Source organism: Pseudomonas sp. GW822-FHT06B12, from assembly GCF_058799675.1.
In genome coordinates this window covers 349,645-367,716 of sequence record NZ_JBXALR010000001.1, presented here as the reverse complement: position 1 = coordinate 367,716, position 18,072 = coordinate 349,645, and the positions used below count along the sequence as shown (strand labels likewise).

Sequence of the window (18,072 nt, the reverse complement as noted above, 5' to 3'; positions counted from 1 at the left end):
AGCAAAAGAACTCAGCCCCACGCCACAGCCAACAACCCCGCCCCCAATACCACACACAGCGGTGAATAGGCCCAGGTGTCGAGGCGCGCAAACTTCGACTCGGCCTTTTCCTTGAAAAAGCCGACAAGGTTCGAATCGCCAATTGCGCGGGCAAACATCAGCAAGGCAATCGCACTGATCAGCCATTGCAGCGACCAGTGCCCGACTGCCGGCACCAACAGGCCGACCCGCAGGCTCACCATCAAGGCTATCAGCAACAACCCGACAGCCACCGCCAGGGTTGCCAGCGCAGAAGGTTTGAAGGCCGGCCGCAGTCCTTCGTCCGCGCCGTCTTGTACCTGTGGCAGCGCCGCGTCGAAGGCCCATCGGCCGCCGAGCGCCCAATACAGATGAATCAGGCTGATCAGCACAAACACGGCGACAATCCATTGAGCAAGCACAAACGTCATGAGCGGGGTTCCTGGAATCGATGGCAGAAGAAACAGCCTAGACCAGAGTTTTTGTCCGCGCGTTGTTCCATGGCAATGTTGAAGTCACGCCCATGAAATTCGCCCGAACCGACCGCTCATTGATCGCCTGGGTGCGTTACAGGCTGGCAGACACCTTGTCTGCGACATCCTTCGGCAGCCACGCACGCCAGACCTCCGGATGCGCCTTCATGAAGGCTTCGGCGGCTTGACGCGGCGGTGTGTGCTTCTCGCTCATTTTGGCCAGGGCCTTGTTCAAAGGTCCGATAGGCAGGTCGACCTTGCTGAAAAACTCAGTCACCTGCGGATACTGTTTCTGGAAAGGCGCGGACACCCCAATTGACAACTTCGAGGGCAACGAGCGTGTTGGTTTCGGATTGGGATTATCGGCATCGGTCAAGGTTTTCCAGGCCTCGGCATCAAACGGTGGTTCTTCCAGCTGAATCAACTTGAACCGTCCGAGCAACGGGGTTGGCGACCAGTAATAAAACAGCACCGGCTTGCCACGACGAATCGACGAGGTGATTTCCGCGTCCAGCGCTGCACCGGAACCGCTGCGAAAATTCACGTAACTGTCCGTCAGGCCATAGGCCGTGAGCTTCTGCTTGTTGACCACTTCCGAGGTCCAGCCGATCGGGCTATTGAGAAAGCGGCCTTTGCCGGGGCTTTCCGGATCGCTGAAGACATCCTTGTAACGCGGCAGGTCCGACACACTGCGCAAATCCGGCGCCAGGGGCTTGATGCCTTTGGCCGGATCGCCCTTGATCACGTACTCCGGCACCCACCAGCCTTCGGTTGCGCCTTTGACCGTATCGCCGATACTCGTCACCTTGCCTTCAGCCTCGGCCTTGACCCAGACCGGACTGCGACCGGCCCACTCTTCGCCAATGACCTGAATGTCATTGTTGGCCAAAGCGGCTTCCAGGGTGATGGTAGTGCCCGGCAAGGTGTCGGTCGGCAGGCCGTAGCCCTTCTCGACAATGATCCGCAAAATGTCGGTGATCAGGCTGCCGCTTTCCCAGTTCAGGTCGGCAAAGTGAATCGGCGCCGGGGCGGCCGTAACGACCACGGGCGACACCAGCAGACCCACAGTGGCTAGCGCGCCGGCCAGCAACAATCGAAAACCTTTCATGCTTTGCACCTCGTGCTGTTCACAGCAATGGCAGAACGGCTTTGCGCACAAAGGCCGCGCACCTGCGAATACTCAGTCAACTGACTGTAGTAGAGGTTTCTGCGTTCGAGGGCCAACGATCAATTTTCAGAAGCGTCCTGCAAGCGCTGCAACTCCCTTCGCACCATGCTGGCGTACTCCGCCGGACGCAAGGTGTAGATCTCTGATGCCACCCAGCTCAGCCAGGCGCCCTGCAGAACAGCCTTCCGAGCGAACAGACGCTGGGCGTGTTCGCGAGCGCTGCCCTGGTTCTGCTCATGGAAATCGGCCCGGGACAGGCTCATTTACTCACTGGCCTTGAACGTCGTGAGCTCGCCTTTGCGCCACTTGGCAGCTTTACCGGTCACCGCTTTCAAGGTTTTTGTCAGGCCTTCCTGCAGCTGTTCGTGAGCGGCAAATACCGTCACCACGCTATGGCCTTCCTTGAACAAAATCGCCTGACCTTCTGCCGTGGTCACGAATGCGTAGTCACCGAGACCGTAGACCGTCAATTTGATCTCGCGAAACTTGATTTCGAATTTGCCACCTTCACGACTCGGCAATACCGCGGCGCGGAAATGATCGCCGACTTTGAGCTCCAGGCGAGGCTTGTCGTCCACCACCAGTGCCGACTCGGTATCGATCTCGGCAATGTAAATGCCTTCAGCGGTCTGCTCGGTGAGGTAAACGAAACGTGATTGAAATTGCTTGACCAGCTTTGCGCGCAGATCACCCAGCACGAACAAAGCATGCATATCGAGATTACTTACTGCCAAGGAAACATCCCCACATCTGAAAATGACGCTACCCGCAGAAAAAACAGGCAGCAAAAAAACGGTCATACCGAAAATATCGCAACAATGACCCAAGCTGAAGCCGTGAAGTAAGCAGAAAGCTCCTTCATCGAAGGGCAGGAGAAGACTACTGGAACGCTACTCTCGCCGTCTTCTCTGGCGGTCGTCAGATGTTGAAGGAAATCGCCCTTCTAACGGCCAGAGAATGCTGGACTATCAACTTTAGGGAAAAAACTCTTTAAAAAAAGCACTTTTCTGACATATCGCCAGAAAAAAATTGCTTTAGATGAGCATGAACCTCCAACCAATGGAGGAGATTCTAGAGCAGCCAGGCGCTCCTAGACTACCTAAAGCGACGTGCAACCGTCGGTAAACCATAGAAAAGGAATTCATATGAGCACACTGACCAGCCCTGCCCAGCACACAAACACCCGCGCCCATAGCCCGCACGCCTTGCACTGCACGACTTCCAGTCAACATGGCATGGATCTGGAGCAATATCCTCATCTGCGTTATCAGGTGGTTCTGGCGGGCAATCGCTTTTTCCATATCAAGGAAACTGCAACAGGCCTTGTAAGAGGATTCCGTGGAGACCACAACGAAGCCTGCGCCCTCGCCAGGAACCTGGAGGCGAGCCTCTGACACGCCACATTGAGTTTACCGGCGCAGTCGTTTCGTCACACCGATGACTTAACTGCGCCACCGACAAGCAACAACTGCCATACTGCCCGACCATTCAAACACAGCCCCTTCGGCGGGCTGCGTTGAAAACAACAGAATAATTTCCAAGGGAAGGCGCACGTGACCGAATTTGATATCGGCGAGTTTTTTATTTGGGGCGAGGCCAGAGAAGTCGACGGCGAATTCCAGGCTGTCATTGTGATGCGCGCCAAGCCACCGCTGACCACCGTGACTTACCACCAGGTCGAGAAAGACCGTTGGTTCAAGACCTCGGACATTGCCGCACTCGCTGCCATGGAATCTGCCAAAGCGCTGAAGCTTGCCGTTGATGGAGGCGCCCTGAAAGCCTGATCGACAGGTTGCGACTTGAGCAGACTCATTAGCGAAAACGATTTAATGCAGGCTGTCGGGCTTTTCGGTGTTCAGTTGCGCCAACCAGGCAGCCTTACATTCCTCGGCCTCATTACGGCTTGAGAATGCAGTGCCACGTTGCTCGCCATTGAGCAAGACGACCCAGCACACGCTTTGCCCCACTGCCCGCAATCCGGCAGGCACGCCACTGCCAATCATCACCGCCACATCGACTTTACTTTGCATGAGAGCACCTCGGAATTTTTCATTAGCTTCCTAACAATGTAGAAATGTTAATGAGTCCCGCACCCTGGAAATAGCCACCTGCCTGCACAATTTCCTTGCATAACCGGTAACAATCACGTGTCCCCTGGACCAGCCTTAACGTGGGCTTTCAGGTTTGTAACCTAACCGCAATCCACCCCAATGCCGCCCTTTGAGCATGATTGGAACCGACAAGTCATGCATCAATTCGCCCGTATCACGAGTATAGGTCTGAAGTAATACGGGCTGTTGATGGCTGCCACAGCGGATACCGGTACGGTCACTGAATTTGCGTTTGGTGCGGTTCTGCAACGTGTCGACATCTACGTCGCCGGTCAGCGGCTGACTGAAGATCGCATTGTGCGTCGGTACGTAGCCTTGCTGGGTGCAGGCGATCGCAAACACCAGACCTTCATGACGCTTGAGCAAGGGTTCCTGTATCCCCGGCAGCACCTGATCGGCGTAGCGATCAAAACGGGTCTGGAACTTGGTGGGCACCGTGTTGGGAATTGCCTGATAGTTGCGGTCGAACAGGTCCTCCAGACTGACGCGCCCCTGGTCGACGTCCTGCGCGAAACGCTCAGCGATCTGACTCGCACCTTCGCGTGCCAGGTCATAGATCCGTTGGTGGTAGTCGTCCAGTCCGACTTCGGCGAGGCGTTCGCTGATGGTTTCGGCCTGCCCCTCCATTTGCACCGCCGCTTGCGCCAGGTGCCGGGTTTGCTGATCACTGACCGCCAGATCGCCGCGCATCTGTTCGACGGCATGAAACAGGCTGTCCAATTGTTGGTGATTGTTGCTTGAGCCACTGGCAATTTCACCGACCTGGGCTTCAACCCCGGCGGCCAGTCGGGCGATGTTTTGCAACTGCTGTCCGGTCTGTTCGACTTGATCGACACCGTTGTTCAGGTCGCTGGACAGCTGACGGATCTGCTCGACCACCTGCGCCGTGCGCTGCTGGATGTCGGCGACCATCAACCCGACCTCTCCCGTGGCCGCCGCGGTACGCCCGGCCAGCCCGCGAACTTCATCGGCGACTACCGCAAACCCACGGCCATGCTCCCCTGCCCGCGCCGCCTCAATCGCCGCATTCAGCGCCAGCAAATTAGTCTGACTGGCGATCGTCTGAATCACCAGCGTCACTCGCTGGATGTCTTCACTGCGCACACTCAGGGCCTCGATCAGCTCACGACTGTCGTTGGCACACACACTGAGCTGATGCATCCGCGTGATGGATTCGGCCAGCACGGTGCTCCCCAGGACACTGCTTCGGTGGGCTTCGCTGGCGGCGCTCAAGGCTTGCTGACTGAGTTGCGAAGTTGCCTTCTCAGTCTCGATCATCACTTCGGCGCTGCTGACGATCTGTGCGGCGGCATCGAGTTGCGATTGCAGCTTGCCGGCCAATTGCTTGACCGAATAGGCCACGCCTGCGGCAGACAACGCATTATGGCTGGTGGAATAGGACAGATCGCGGGTCAGTTCGGTGATCGCACTGGACGCGTCGGCGACGGGAACGTCGACGGTTGCCCGCGAACGCAGACGGGGCAGCCAGATAATCAGCACCGCCACCGGCAAACAGAGGTAAAGCGACCAGCCGCCGAGTGCCAGGGCGCACAGCAACAGCATCAGGGCGACGCTTTGCAGTGCAGGCGTCAACCAGCGCCCGTCGGCCTTGGGTGAAACCAGCGATTGCGCTGCTGCGCCAGCCAGAGATCCGTCGCTTGCCATATTCGTTACCCCCACTGCATCTTCTATTTGTTGTGTCTGCATTAGACGCCACTAGAAGGCCATTATCTATGGTCCATTAGTCGTGGTACTTGCAGCAGATCAATAGAATCGCGGGCACGCAAAAGCAAAGATCGCAGCCTGCGGCAGCTCCTACGGGTATATGCGATACCGCGTAGGGGCTGCCGCAGGCTGCGATCTTTTAACGACAGCCAATCATTAACTGGCCGTCACACAGAATCAGGCCTGACGCTGGTGCTTGTCGATTTGCTCGTGACGTTCTTGAGCTTCGATGCAGTACTTGGTGGTCGGGCTGATCAGCAGGCGTTTCAGGCCGATCGGCTCGCCGCTGTCGTCGCACCAGCCAAAAGTATCGTCGCCGATACGTTCCAGCGCTCTTTCCAGCTGAGGCAGCATGCGCTGATCACGATCAATAGCGTTGACCAGCCAGGTGCGCTCTTCTTCGACCGAAGCCGCGTCAGCCGGATCAGCCGGGGTATCCAGGCTTTCAATGGCGATGCGGTTCTGTTCGATGCGCTCGTGGGTTTCCACTTTCATGGCTTGCAACAGCTCGGTGAAAAAAGCCTGTTGCTCGGCATTCATGTAGTCATCCGCCGGCATGGCCAGCAACTTTTCCTTTGTCATTGATTTCTCTATAAAAAATACGTGCATTAAGGCGAATCAGGGAGCTTTCCGGTCGACCTGCAAGGCCTCGGAAAGGCGCCATACATTCCAAGCGCCACCCGGCACTCAATTTACGAGGGGCGGCAGTCTAAGGCCGACTTGCAGCCTCAGCAACTGAAAAGACAGGGAATTTGCCCGACAAAGCCCTTAAATTGCTCTATGGCAAGCTTTGAGGCGGTTATCGGAGTGCGTTTATAGCAAGAAATTCAATCGAGCGGCTGTATATAGAAGACAAACGGCTACGCCACGCAGGTCAGGCGTGGCGCATTTCTTGTGTTGCCTGGGGATCAGCGCTTGAGTTTGCGCTTGTTGCGGTATTGGTCGATGACCACCGCGACCACGATGATCAGGCCTTTGATGATGTCCTGGATGTAGGCGTCGACACCAACAAAGGTGAAGCCGCTGGCCATCACCCCGAGGATCAGCGCGCCGATCACCGTGCCGGTAATGCGCCCCACGCCGCCCGCCAGGCTGGTACCGCCGATCACCGCTGCGGCAATCGCGTCCAGTTCATACGACATGCCCATCCCGGCCTGCCCGGTTGCGGCACGGGCCGACGCCACCACGCCTGCCAGTCCCGCCAGCAACCCGGCGATGCTGTAGACGATCACCAGATGGCGTTTGACGTTGATCCCGGAGGTGCGCGCCGCCTGCATGTTGCCGCCGATGGCATAGGTGTATTTACCGTACTTGGTGTAGCGCAGTGCGATGTGGAAAATCACCGCCACCACCAGAAAAATGATCACCGGCATCGCGCCGTGGCCGATGGCCGTGTAGGAATCCGAGAGCATGCTCACTGGCTGGCCTTCGGTGTAATAACGCGCCAGGCCACGGGCCGAGACCATCATGCCCAAGGTGGCAATGAACGGTGGAATTCCGGTGATGGCAATGATGCTGCCGTTGATTGCCCCCGCCAGCAGCCCGACTCCGAGCCCGGCAATCACCGGTATCCACACCGGCAAGTCGGTCAGCGACGGAAACACTGCCCGAGCGAAATCCGAGGTCTGCGCCAGGCTGGCGGCGATCATCGCCGATAAGGCCAGCACCGAGCCCGACGACAGATCGATGCCGGTGGTGATGATCACCTGGGTCACGCCAATCGCCAGCAGGCCGATGATCGACACTTGCAGGATCATCAAGACCAGCCGCTGGGAGTTCATCAAAAAGCTCTGGTCACGCACAATCCAGCCGAACACTTCAAAGACCAGACCGATGCCGATCAGCACCAGAAAGATGCTCAGCTCGGTCGGTAAGCGCCGGCGACTCTTGACCGGCGCTATTGCAGGCTTGTTTTCCAGTATCGCGTTCATAACCACTCACCCTTCTATCGCGTTGCCGGGCACGGAGGAAACCGCCGCCAGCCTCAATTCGTTGAACATCTAGTGAACCGCGGTCATCCCGGAGGCCAGTTGCATGACCCGCTCCTGAGTCGCCTCGCTGCGGTCGAGCGTGCCCATCAGGTCGCCCTCGTGCATGACCATCACCCGGTCGCTCATGCCGAGTACTTCCGGCAGCTCCGAAGAAATCATGATCACCGCCATGCCTTCGCTGGCGAGGTAGGAGATCAGTCGGTAAATCTCGGCTTTGGCGCCGACATCGATGCCGCGAGTCGGCTCGTCGAGAATCAGGATTCGCGGATTGGTCATCAGCCAACGGGCGAGCAAGGCTTTTTGCTGGTTGCCGCCGGACAAGGTGTCGATGCACTGCTCCAGCGACGGGGTTTTCACCCGCAGCTTCTTGCACATGTCTTCGCATAGGGCGCGCAGGGCTTTCTGCTGGATAAAGCCGTTGCCGACGTAATGCGGCAGCACCGCCATTTCCATGTTTTCCAGCACCGACAGGCACGGGAACAGGCCACTGAGCTTGCGATCCTCGGTGAGCAACGCAAAGCCCTTCTCGATGGCCATGTGCGGATCGCTGATGCGCACCGGTTGGCCGTCGAGACGGATTTCACCGCCGTCGCTCGGGGTGATGCCGAAAATCGCTTCGGCGACGTTGGTCCGGCCCGAGCCCATCAGCCCGGCGATGCCAAGGATCTCGCCGGCATGCAGGTCGAAGGAAACACCCTGGAAGACCCCGTCCAGACGCAGGTCGCGCACCGACATCAGCAGATCGCCAATCGGCTTTTCGCGCACCGGGAACAACTGGCTGAGTTCACGTCCGACCATCATCGAGATCAGGCTGTCGCCATCCATGCTGTCGGCCCGTTGCAGGCCGATGTAGGCACCGTCACGGAACACCGCGACTTCGTCGGCGATGCTGAACACTTCATTCATTTTGTGGGTGATGTAGATGATGCCCTTACCCTGGGCCTTGAGGTCGGCAATGATCGAGAACAGGTGGGCGACTTCCTTGTCGGTGATCGCCGACGTCGGTTCGTCCATGATCAGGATGTCCGAGTCGTAGGACACCGCTTTGGCGATCTCGACCATCTGCCGCTCGGCGATGCTCAGGTTGCCGACCTGTTCTTCCGGGTCGAGGTTTATCCGCAGCCGTTCCAGCAATTGCGCGGTGCAGCGGTGCATTTCCCGGTGGTCGATCATGTGGAAGCCGTTGAGCTGCTCGCGACCGATCCAGATGTTCTCGGCGATGCTCATGTGCGGCATCAGGTTGAGTTCCTGGTGGATCATCGCGATCCCGGCCTGCAAGGCTGCCAGCGGCGTATCGAAGGTCACTGGTTTACCGCGCAGACGCAGCTCACCGGCGTCCGGCTGGTAGATGCCGGCAATTATTTTCATCAGGGTGGATTTGCCGGCACCGTTCTCGCCCATCAAGGCCAGCACCGAACCCGGACGCACCCGCAGCTGGACATCGGACAAGGCCACCACACCGGGGAAACCCTTGCTGACGTTGATGATCTCCAGCAGATACGGCTCATCGACAGGTACGACGTTTGGCTGGATACCCACCAACGGGGTGCTCGAAGCAGTCGCTGAAGCGAACATGATCAGGTACTCCATCAGCAAGGTTGGCAGTGCCACCTTGCATGCTTATTGTTGTTATTGAACGGACTGACTATTTGAACTGGTCAACGTTTTCCGGGGTGATCAGGCGATACGGTACCCACACCGCCTGCTCGACCGGTTCGTTCCTGGCCATCTTCACGGCCGCGTCGATGGAGCCGACAGCCTGGCCTTTGGCGTCCTGGAATACCGAGACCGCCAGATCACCTTTCTTCACAGCGCGCAGGCCGTCGGGAGTACCGTCGACACCGGCGATCAACACACTCCCCTTTTCCACACCTGCCTGTTTCAGAGCCATGGCAGCACCGATGGCCATCTCATCGTTATTGGCCACGATGGCGTCGAATTTGCGGCCCTGGGTCAGCCAGTCGTTGACCAGAGTCATGCCTTTATCGCGTGACCAGGTACCGGTCTGCTCTTGATCGATCTTGATGCCCGGGTACTTGGCCAGCACCTCTTTGACGCCTTTGGTGCGGTTGGTGGTGGAATTGTTGGCGAGGTCGCCCAGCAGGATCACGATGTCACCCTTGCCTTGCATTTTTTCGGCGAGGTACTGCATCTGCATCTGGCCGGCTTCCAGATCATTGGAGGCCACGGTAATCACGCCTTTGGGCAGGTTCAGATCATCCGGACGACGGTTGACGTAGACCAGCGGAATCCCGGCCTTGACTGCCGCTTCGGTGATTTTTTTGGTCGCGGCGGTGTCCACCGGGTTGACCACGATGGCATCGACTTTCTGGCTGATGAAACTTTCGACCTGGCTCAGCTGCTTGACCACATCGCTGCGAGCGTCTTCGAATTGCAGTTTGACGCCATCGGGCATGGACTTGGCTTGCTTGTCCATGGATTCACGCAGGTAAGTCAGCCAGGTGTCATCGAATTGCGACATGCTTACGCCAATCTTCAGGTCAGCGAACGCAGCACCGCTGGCAAGCATCAGGGACAGGGCAAGTGAGGCGAAACGGATCTTGGTCTTCATGAAAAGTCTTTCTCCACATTCTTGTTGGTTTTATGGATAAGGCGCGGGACATATTCAGTGAGTGGGCAAGCGAACGATCGGTGCACCGGGAATGCAGCACACCAGGGCGCCTTTGCGTTCAATGCAAAGGAAACCGGAAAGGGAAAGGGTTTGAACACGAGGCAGGAACGCGTTACGTAAAACGTGCAGAGCAGAGCTGAAGGTTTTCATCGGCGGTACCTATCGGTGTTTCTTGTTTTTTGTTCGCCCTCCCCGCACTCAAGGCTGGCTTGAGGTCGATCGGGACGTTGATAGTCGGTAACCTGGAAAAGACTTTATTGGAATTTAATTTCCATATCAACTCATTTTAGAATTTTATTCTGATTTTATTCCATGGCCGCACACAGGGTTCATTTCAATCACCTGATGGCGTTCGAAACTCAGCCGTGCGGCGTCTAGAACGCGGGTAGTCGCCAGTGCATCACGGGCCTCGACCGGCAGTGGGCCAGCGCCTTGCAACGCGGTTTGCAGCTGTAAATAGAACTGATTCCAGCAACCACGCTCAGACGGAATCCGCTCGCGCTCTGCACCGTGCTCGAACCAGCCCCAGCGGCGATGCTCTTCAACACCCCAGCGATCACCTTCGGATTTTGGCGTCAGCCCGGCCAGCGCCAAGGCCTCTTGCCCGTCCAGACCGTCGACGCTGTAAGTCCCTTCTGTGCCGTTGACCCGAAATCGCGGCTTAAGATTGTTCTGCAGGCAACTGCCGCTCAAGTGCGAAATCACGCCGTTGACATGGGTCAGCGAGAGGAAAAACCCGTTGTCGAAAAGCTGGCCTTCATTGAGGTAATCCAGCTCGGCGTAAACCCGCGTCACCGGCCCGAACAGTTGCAGCGCCTGATCCACCAGATGACTGCCCAGATCACGCAGGAATCCGCCACCGCTGCCCTTGCCCACCGACAGCGGCGAATAGCGTTCTACGCTGGATTCAAAGCGCGTGACCTGGCCCAGCGCACCGGAGTCGATGAGTTTGCGTACCGTAAGAAAATCCGAATCCCAGCGCCGGTTCTGATAAACGCTGAGCGGGACCTTGCGCTGCTCAGCGTTTATCACCAGCGCTTCGGCCTGCTGCGCATCGGCGGCGAAGGGTTTGTCGCAGACCACCGCCACTCCGTGTTCAATGGCTTCAAGCACCAGCGCCGCTCGCCCCTCCAGCGTGGTGGAAATCACCAGCACATCGACCCCGGCTTCCACCAATTGACCAATGCTGTCGAAGGCCGGGACACCTGGGTGTTCAGTCGCCAACAGTTGCCGACGCTCCGGGGAACGCGTGACCACGCCGACGAACGTCGCCGCTGGCAAACTGCTGATCAGCGGCGCATGGAAAAACCGACCGCCATGGCCGTAACCGACAAGTCCGATTCGCATGAAGCTCTCCTTATAGATAACTACCGGATGTGCACGAACCTTGTGGGAGCGAGCCTGCTCGCGATGCAGGCGATGCGGTTTATCAGAGGCACCGCGTTGATCCCATCGCGAGCAGGCTCGCTCCCACAGGATTTGGGCAAGGCTCTAGCGGTACAGTTCGCTTTTGACGCGCTCCAGCATCATCCGGTTGGACTCGTCCGGGCGATCTTCCCAGGCGAATACCGAGACCGTGGCGATACCGTCGAACTTGATCTCGCGCAGGGTGCTGAAGAACGCTTCCCAGTCGACCTCGCCCTGACCGATGTCCAGATGCTGGTGCACGGTGGCCGTAACACCCGGCGGATTGACGATGTAGCGCAACCCCGATGAGGCCTTGTGGTTGTAGGTGTCGGCGATGATCAGGTGGCTCAGCTTGGAGCCTGCGTACTTGAGCATCGAGGCGATGTCGCCTTTGCCATCGTCGTAGAAAAAGGTGTGCGGCGCCGCATAGAGGTAGTTGATCCAGTCGCGATCGAGGCCACGAATGATGTCGACCGACTCGTTATTGCGCTCGCAGAAGTCATAGGGATGCGCCTGGATATCGAGCTTGATACCTTCGCGTTCGAACTCGGGAATCAACTCATCCATGGAACGCATGAACTGATTTTCACAAACCAGCGGGTTGTCCGACTGACCGGTGAATTCAGTGTTGACCAGTTCGCAGTCCATTTCGACGGCGATCTGGATAGCGCGTTTCCAGTTGCGCACTGCGGCCACGCGCAAGCCTTCATCGGCAGCGGCCCAGTGGTACATCGGGAGCAAGGACGAGAGTTTCACCCCGGTGTCGCTCAAGGCTTTGCGAAACTCCTTGATCCGCGTCTTGTCGACGCGCGGGGCCTTGTAGAACGGCAGAAAATCTTCCCGGGGCGAAAGCTCGATGTGCTCATAACCAAGCTCGGCGACCTTGTCGACCATCTTGCCCAGGGACAGAGTGCGGTACATGTAGGGGTCTAGTGCGATGCGCATTTTTCAGTTCTCCGCGATCACCTGTGGGAGCGAGCTTGCTCGCGATGACGGCGGCACATTCAACATCAATGTTGGCTGACCTTCCGCTATCGCGAGCAAGCTCGCTCCCACATTGGGATGTGGGTTAGCCGTAGAAGTGTGGGCGGTCTGGTAGGCCGACTTTTACGATCGCCCCGCTCTGCTGTGCTTCGATGCAGGCATCCGCCGCCACCGCTGCGGCAAAACCATCCCACGCCGACGGCCCGCCAACCTGTCCGGCGCGCACGCCATCGATGAAGGCCTGCAACTCGACGTCATAAGCGGCGATGAAGCGGTCTTTCCAATCCATCAAGATCGCGTTGGACAGCTTGGCCCCGCTGCGCATCTGCACCTGTGACGGCTCCGGCAGCTTGGCAATGCCGGTTTCGCCAACCACTTCGCACTGGATGTCATAGCCGTACTGGCAGTTAACAAAAACTTCGACGTCGATCCGCGTGCCCTTGGCGGTTTCCAGCAGGACGATTTGCGGGTCTTTCAGATGGGCGTGGGCCTTGCTGGTCTTGCGCGGAAACACCACTTGTACCGACACATAATCGTCGTCGAGCAACCAACGCAGCACGTCCAGTTCATGGATCAACGTGTCGGTGATCGCCATATCGGTCTTGTAGTTCTCGCCCACAGTCGGGTTGCGATGCGCGCAATGCAGCATCAGCGGCTCGCCGATCTGGCCACTGTCGATCACTGCTTTCAATGCTTGATAACCTTGGTCGTAAGGACGCATGAAACCGACCTGCACCAGACGTTTGCCGTGGGCCACTTCGGCCTCGACGATCTTGCGGCAACCTTCGGCAGTCACCGCCAGCGGCTTCTCGCAGAACACCGGTTTACCCGCCGCAATCGCCGCCAGCACAAACTCTTCGTGGCTCGGCCCCCAGGAGGTGACCAGAATCGCTTCGACTTCCGGCGCCTTGATCAGCGCATGACCGTCCGGGTACACCTCGGCAGTCAGTTTCAGGTCGGCAACCACTTTGGCGGCCTGCTGCAAATTAATGTCGGTGACCGCCACCACCTGGCTGTTGAGCAGGGTCTGGCTGCAACGACGGATGTGATCCTGACCGATAGCGCCGGTACCGATGACGCCTAGCTTTAAAGACATGCGAAGACTCCTTCCTGTTGAGATGGCAGAGCAATCAGTACTGACGGGCCTTGGCCAGTCGTTCATTAAGGGTTTTGGCTACCGCATCGGTACGCGCGCTGGTGGAGACTTGCGCCACGCCCACCCGCCACCAGGACAGGTATTTGTGGATCATGGTCTTGGGCAGAACCTTGATGTCGATCAACGTCGATACCGTCTGCAACCGCGCATCGGCCAGTGCCGCTTGCAGTTGCTCGACGGTGTTGACCTTGTAGGTCTTGCAGCCGTAAGCCGCCGCGCTCATGGCGAAGTCCACCGGGACGAAACCGCCATCGAGCTTGCCCGTTTCAGGGTTGCGGAAGCGGAACTCGGTGCCGAAGCTGTCCATGCCGTGTTCCATCTGCAAGTTGTTGATGCAGCCGAAGGTCATGTTGTCGAGCAGGATCACGTTGATCTTGCGCCGCTCCTGGATCGAGGTCGCCAGCTCCGAGTGCAGCATCATGTACGAGCCGTCGCCCACCAACGCATAGACCTCGCGCGCCGGTTCGGCGAGTTTCACCCCGAGTGCGGCATTGACCTCGTAACCCATGCAGGAATAACCGTACTCGACGTGATAGGTGTTCACGCCCTTGCTGCGCCAGCTGCGTTGCAAGTCGCCAGGCAAACTGCCGGCAGCCGCGACGATCACCGCATCATCAGCCAGGGTTTCGTTCAACACGCCGAGCACACGGCTTTGGGTCAGGCAGGAACCGGTCAGCTCGATGAATTCGCGCAGTACCGCCGGGTCCATGTGGTCGTTGATTTCCGGGATGAAGTCCTCGGTCTGGTATTCGATCTGATAGACCCGATCGACCTCTTCATCCAGTTGAGCCTTGGCCTGACGCGGTTGATCGCCCCAGCTGGAGCGGTAATCGGCCAGCGCTTCAGACAATGCCTGCAAACCGGACCTGGCATCGGCCAGCAACTGCATCCCATCGAGTTTCAGTGCATCGCAAGGGCTGATGTTCAGGTTGAGAAACTTCACCTCGGGATGCTGGAACAGCCATTTCGACGACGTGGTGAAGTCCGAGTAGCGGGTGCCGATCCCGATGATCAGATCGGCTTCCTTGGCCAGCAGGTTCGCCGCCAGGCAACCGGTTTCGCCGATCCCGCCGACGTTCAGCGGATGACTGGAAACCACCGCACTCTTGCCGGCCTGGGTCTCGGCGAACGGAATGTCGAAACGCTCGGCAAACGCCTGCAACGCCGCATTCGCTCCCGAATACTTGACCCCGCCACCGCAGATGATCAGCGGTTTGCGCTTGCCTTTGAGCAATGCCACGGCGTCGCCGAGCATGGCTTCGGTGGCCGGACGACGGTCGATGCGGTGCACGCGCTTTTGCAGGAAATAATCAGGGTAATCGTAGGCTTCGGCCTGCACGTCTTGCGGCAAGGCCAGCGTCACCGCGCCGGTTTCCGCTGGATCGGTAAGCACGCGCATGGCGTGGATCGCAGCGCTCATCAGTTGTTCGGGACGGTTGATGCGGTCCCAGTATTTGCTCACCGCTTTGAAGGCATCGTTGGTGCTGATGCTCAGGTCGTGGAACTGCTCGATCTGTTGCAGCACCGGGTCCGGTTGCCGACTGGCGTAGACATCGCCGGGCAACAGCAGCAAGGGAATGCGGTTGGCGGTGGCCGTCGCCGCAGCGGTCAGCATGTTCGCTGCGCCGGGACCGACTGATGAAGTGCAGGCGTAGATCTTGCGCCGCAGGTTCTGTTTGGCGAAACCGATGGCCGCGTGGGCCATGCCCTGCTCGTTGCGGCCTTGATGGACGATCAGGTCGCCGCTGTCCTGCTCCAGCGCCTGGCCGAGGCCGAGCACATTGCCGTGGCCGAAAATGGTGAAGATCCCGGCGACGAATTTGCTTTGAACCCCATCGACCTCGACGTATTGGTTATCGAGGAATTTCACCAGGGCCTGGGCCATGGTCAGTCGTGTTGTGGTCATGTGCGATCCTTCAATATACGAAGAAACCTTGTGGGAGCGAGCCTGCTCGCGATGGGCGCGACACGGTGGCGCCTGGTACATCGCCATCGCGAGCAGGCTCGCTCCCACAGTTGATCTCCATTAGGCCGATAGCGGTGTCAGCTCAGGGATTTCTGCAAATGATCCATGCTCGCGCCGATCGCCTGCCGGATATCCATCAGCCCATGCACGCTGTCGGCAAACGGCTCGAACGACAGGTAACCGGTATAGCCGGTGCTGAGCAACGTATCGATCTGCGCCGCGTTGCCGAGGATGTCGCCCTCGCCCACCAGCACCCGATGGCCGTCGCGGATGGACGCCAGTGGCGCTTGCGCGTCCTCGACACCGGAGATGTGCACCAGCCCGGTCAGCTCAGGGAAAAACTCATGCTCACTGGCCAGATGATGGTGGAAGGTGTCGTGCACCAGACGGAACACATCCAGCCCGCCAATCGCCTTGATCGCGTCCACTGCCGTGCGTTTGCGCCGCAGTGAACACTCCTCGAAGCCCAGCGGTTCGATGAAACCGAGAATCCCGTATTCGCGCAGGATCGGCGCCAGTTCGCTCAACGCGGTGCGCAGGCCGACGCTGCGTTCAGCTTCGTTGCGCGGGTCGGCGCGATCATTCAGCGGGCACATCACCAACCCTTGCGCACCGCAATCACGGGCATAGGCGGCGAGTTTCAGGGTTTGCGCACGGCGCTCGTCGTTCCACACATCGAACGGGTACAGCGCGTTGATCGACAGCACACTGATCCCGTTGGCCCGGCACAACTGACGCACGCGCTCGGGCGGCGTGCCGTCTTCGATCTCGATGCCCTTGAGGTCGTTGCGGATCTCGATGGCATCGGCTTTCAGGGCCACCGCCAGTTCAATGAATTCAGGCAGTGACAAACGTGGGGCAACCATACGGTTCAGGGCGAAACGCAGGGGCTGGCTCATTATTCTTGTTCTCCGCACTCAAGTTGATTATTTGGCTGTGGGCATGCTGAATTCGGGGCCTTTGGCGATACTGTCCGGCCAGCGCTGCATGACGCTTTTGTAGCGGCTGTAGAAGCGAATGCCTTCTTCGCCATAGGCATGGTGATCGCCGAACAACGAGCGTTTCCAGCCACCAAAGGAGTGCCAGGCCATAGGCACCGGAATCGGTACGTTGATGCCGACCATGCCGACCTTGATGGTGCGGGCAAACGCTCGAGCGATACCACCATCGCTGGTGAAGCAGGACACACCGTTGCCGAATTCGTGGGCGTTGATCAGCGCTACGGCGCTGGCGAAATCCGCGACCCGGACAATGCCCAGCACCGGACCGAAGATTTCCTGCTGGTAGATGCTCATCTCGGTCGTGACCTTGTCGAACAGCGTCGCGCCGACAAAGAAACCGTTTTCCGCGCCCGGCACTTTGAAGTTCCGGCCATCGACGATCAGTTGCGCGCCCTGGGCCACGCCTTGATCGATGAACCCTTCGACCTTGGCCTTGTGCTCGGCGGTCACCAACGGCCCCATGTCGCTGTCGCCCTGCATACCGTTGCCGACCTTCAGCTGATCGATGCGCGGCAGCAGTTTGGCAATCAGCTTGTCAGCGACATCGCCCACAGCCACGGCAATCGAGATCGCCATGCAGCGCTCACCGGCCGAGCCGTACGCGGCGCCAATCAATGCGTCGGCGGCCTGATCCAGATCGGCGTCGGGCATCACGATCATGTGGTTTTTCGCCCCGCCCAGCGCCTGCACGCGTTTGCCACGGGCCATGGCTTGCTGGTGGATGTACTCGGCAATCGGCGTCGAACCGACAAACGAAATCGCTTCGATGTCCGGGTGCTGCAACAAGGCATCGACCGCGCTCTTGTCGCCCTGCACCACGTTGAACACACCGTCCGGCAACCCGGCTTCAGTGAGCAGACGCGCCATCAGCAAACTGGCCGACGGATCACGTTCCGATGGCTTGAGGATGAAGCAGTTACCGGTGACCAGCGCCAGCGGAATCATCCACAGCGGCACCATTACCGGGAAGTTGAATGGTGTGACCCCGGCGCAAACGCCCAGCGGCTGACGCAGGTTCCAGTTGTCGATGCCGCCACCAATGTTGTCGCTGAATTCGGTTTTCAGCAGGTTCGGCGCACCGCAGGCGTATTCGACGATCTCGATACCACGAGTGACTTCGCCCTTGGCGTCGGAAAAGACTTTGCCGTGTTCACGGCTGATGATTTCCGCCAGCTCATCGTGATGACGGTCGAGCAGTTCCTTGAACTTGAACATCACCCGCGAGCGGCGCAGCGACGATTGCTCGGACCAGGCCGGGAACGCCCGTAGAGCCGAAGCAACAGCCTCATCGACGGTCTGCTGGCTGGCCAAGCCGACCCGCGCCTGAATGGCGCCAGTGGCCGGGTTGAAGACATTGCTGAAGCGCTCACCGCCAGTGTCCTGCACCTGGCCGTTGAGGTAGTGGCCGATAACCGGGACGTCGCTCATTGTTTTTGTTCT

The 18,072-nt window shown here is 58.6% G+C and carries 19 protein-coding genes; 3 read left to right on the top strand and 16 right to left on the bottom strand.

Annotation, left to right across the window (positions count from 1 at the left end):
* Window positions 1–11 precede the first annotated feature (11 nt).
* From AC1RKH_RS01795 to AC1RKH_RS01780, 4 genes are all read right to left on the bottom strand, one after another.
* Entirely contained in the window at window positions 12–449 is a 438-nt protein-coding gene (locus tag AC1RKH_RS01795; protein ID WP_493060855.1) for a DUF3995 domain-containing protein, read from the bottom strand.
* 136 nt (window positions 450–585) lie between these two features.
* Entirely contained in the window at window positions 586–1,599 is a 1,014-nt protein-coding gene (locus AC1RKH_RS01790) for an ABC transporter substrate-binding protein (RefSeq protein ID WP_493060854.1), read from the bottom strand.
* A gap of 119 nt (window positions 1,600–1,718) precedes the next feature.
* The gene (locus tag AC1RKH_RS01785) at window positions 1,719–1,922 is read right to left on the bottom strand and encodes a hypothetical protein (RefSeq protein WP_493060853.1); all 204 of its coding nucleotides are present in this window, start codon (window positions 1,920–1,922) and stop codon (window positions 1,719–1,721) included.
* Window positions 1,923–2,393, bottom strand: a complete 471-nt coding sequence (locus AC1RKH_RS01780) for a hypothetical protein (RefSeq protein WP_404942531.1) — start codon at window positions 2,391–2,393, stop codon at window positions 1,923–1,925.
* Here AC1RKH_RS01780 and AC1RKH_RS01775 point away from each other — a divergent pair.
* The 3 genes from AC1RKH_RS01775 to AC1RKH_RS01765 all read left to right on the top strand — a co-directional run bounded on the left by AC1RKH_RS01775 (window position 2,367) and on the right by AC1RKH_RS01765 (window position 3,443).
* Window positions 2,367–2,504 (top strand): hypothetical protein, encoded by a 138-nt coding sequence (locus AC1RKH_RS01775; protein WP_185015352.1) that lies wholly within the window; start codon window positions 2,367–2,369, stop codon window positions 2,502–2,504. The two genes, AC1RKH_RS01780 and AC1RKH_RS01775, sit on opposite strands and share 27 nt — an antisense overlap.
* A gap of 300 nt (window positions 2,505–2,804) precedes the next feature.
* Window positions 2,805–3,053: a hypothetical protein gene (locus tag AC1RKH_RS01770; RefSeq protein ID WP_493060852.1), complete on the top strand. Its 249-nt coding sequence runs from the start codon at window positions 2,805–2,807 to the stop codon at window positions 3,051–3,053.
* Window positions 3,054–3,212: 159 nt separating this feature from the next.
* Window positions 3,213–3,443, top strand: a complete 231-nt coding sequence (locus tag AC1RKH_RS01765; RefSeq protein WP_493060851.1) for a hypothetical protein — start codon at window positions 3,213–3,215, stop codon at window positions 3,441–3,443.
* Window positions 3,444–3,485: 42 nt separating this feature from the next.
* Here AC1RKH_RS01765 and AC1RKH_RS01760 read toward each other — a convergent pair whose 3' ends face one another.
* The 12 genes from AC1RKH_RS01760 to AC1RKH_RS01705 form a co-directional block, all read right to left on the bottom strand.
* Window positions 3,486–3,689, bottom strand: coding sequence for a hypothetical protein (locus AC1RKH_RS01760; RefSeq protein ID WP_493060850.1), 204 nt, complete (start codon window positions 3,687–3,689; stop codon window positions 3,486–3,488).
* Window positions 3,690–3,824: 135 nt separating this feature from the next.
* On the bottom strand, window positions 3,825–5,048 hold the full coding sequence (locus tag AC1RKH_RS01755) for a methyl-accepting chemotaxis protein (protein ID WP_493061366.1): 1,224 nt from the start codon (window positions 5,046–5,048) through the stop codon (window positions 3,825–3,827).
* Window positions 5,049–5,672: 624 nt separating this feature from the next.
* Entirely contained in the window at window positions 5,673–6,077 is a 405-nt protein-coding gene (locus AC1RKH_RS01750) for a TraR/DksA family transcriptional regulator (RefSeq protein WP_019691009.1), read from the bottom strand.
* A gap of 326 nt (window positions 6,078–6,403) precedes the next feature.
* On the bottom strand, window positions 6,404–7,426 hold the full coding sequence (locus tag AC1RKH_RS01745) for an ABC transporter permease (protein WP_493060849.1): 1,023 nt from the start codon (window positions 7,424–7,426) through the stop codon (window positions 6,404–6,406).
* Between the two features lie 69 nt (window positions 7,427–7,495).
* Window positions 7,496–9,061 carry a sugar ABC transporter ATP-binding protein gene (locus tag AC1RKH_RS01740; protein ID WP_493060848.1) on the bottom strand — a complete coding sequence of 522 codons (1,566 nt, stop codon included), beginning with the start codon at window positions 9,059–9,061 and terminating at the stop codon, window positions 7,496–7,498.
* A gap of 70 nt (window positions 9,062–9,131) precedes the next feature.
* Entirely contained in the window at window positions 9,132–10,058 is a 927-nt protein-coding gene (locus AC1RKH_RS01735) for a sugar ABC transporter substrate-binding protein (protein ID WP_493060847.1), read from the bottom strand.
* Window positions 10,059–10,412: 354 nt separating this feature from the next.
* Window positions 10,413–11,465 (bottom strand): Gfo/Idh/MocA family protein, encoded by a 1,053-nt coding sequence (locus AC1RKH_RS01730; RefSeq protein WP_493060846.1) that lies wholly within the window; start codon window positions 11,463–11,465, stop codon window positions 10,413–10,415.
* Between the two features lie 144 nt (window positions 11,466–11,609).
* The gene (locus AC1RKH_RS01725; RefSeq protein WP_493060845.1) at window positions 11,610–12,470 is read right to left on the bottom strand and encodes a sugar phosphate isomerase/epimerase family protein; all 861 of its coding nucleotides are present in this window, start codon (window positions 12,468–12,470) and stop codon (window positions 11,610–11,612) included.
* A 124-nt stretch (window positions 12,471–12,594) separates the two neighbouring features.
* Complete coding sequence (iolG, locus tag AC1RKH_RS01720) at window positions 12,595–13,605, bottom strand: bifunctional inositol 2-dehydrogenase/D-chiro-inositol 1-dehydrogenase (RefSeq protein WP_493060844.1); 1,011 nt, start codon at window positions 13,603–13,605, stop codon at window positions 12,595–12,597.
* 34 nt (window positions 13,606–13,639) lie between these two features.
* On the bottom strand, window positions 13,640–15,571 hold the full coding sequence (iolD, locus tag AC1RKH_RS01715; RefSeq protein ID WP_493060843.1) for a 3D-(3,5/4)-trihydroxycyclohexane-1,2-dione acylhydrolase (decyclizing): 1,932 nt from the start codon (window positions 15,569–15,571) through the stop codon (window positions 13,640–13,642).
* Window positions 15,572–15,708: 137 nt separating this feature from the next.
* On the bottom strand, window positions 15,709–16,530 hold the full coding sequence (locus tag AC1RKH_RS01710; RefSeq protein ID WP_493060842.1) for a TIM barrel protein: 822 nt from the start codon (window positions 16,528–16,530) through the stop codon (window positions 15,709–15,711).
* Window positions 16,531–16,557: 27 nt separating this feature from the next.
* Window positions 16,558–18,060 carry a CoA-acylating methylmalonate-semialdehyde dehydrogenase gene (locus AC1RKH_RS01705; protein WP_493060841.1) on the bottom strand — a complete coding sequence of 501 codons (1,503 nt, stop codon included), beginning with the start codon at window positions 18,058–18,060 and terminating at the stop codon, window positions 16,558–16,560.
* Window positions 18,061–18,072: the final 12 nt, after the last annotated feature.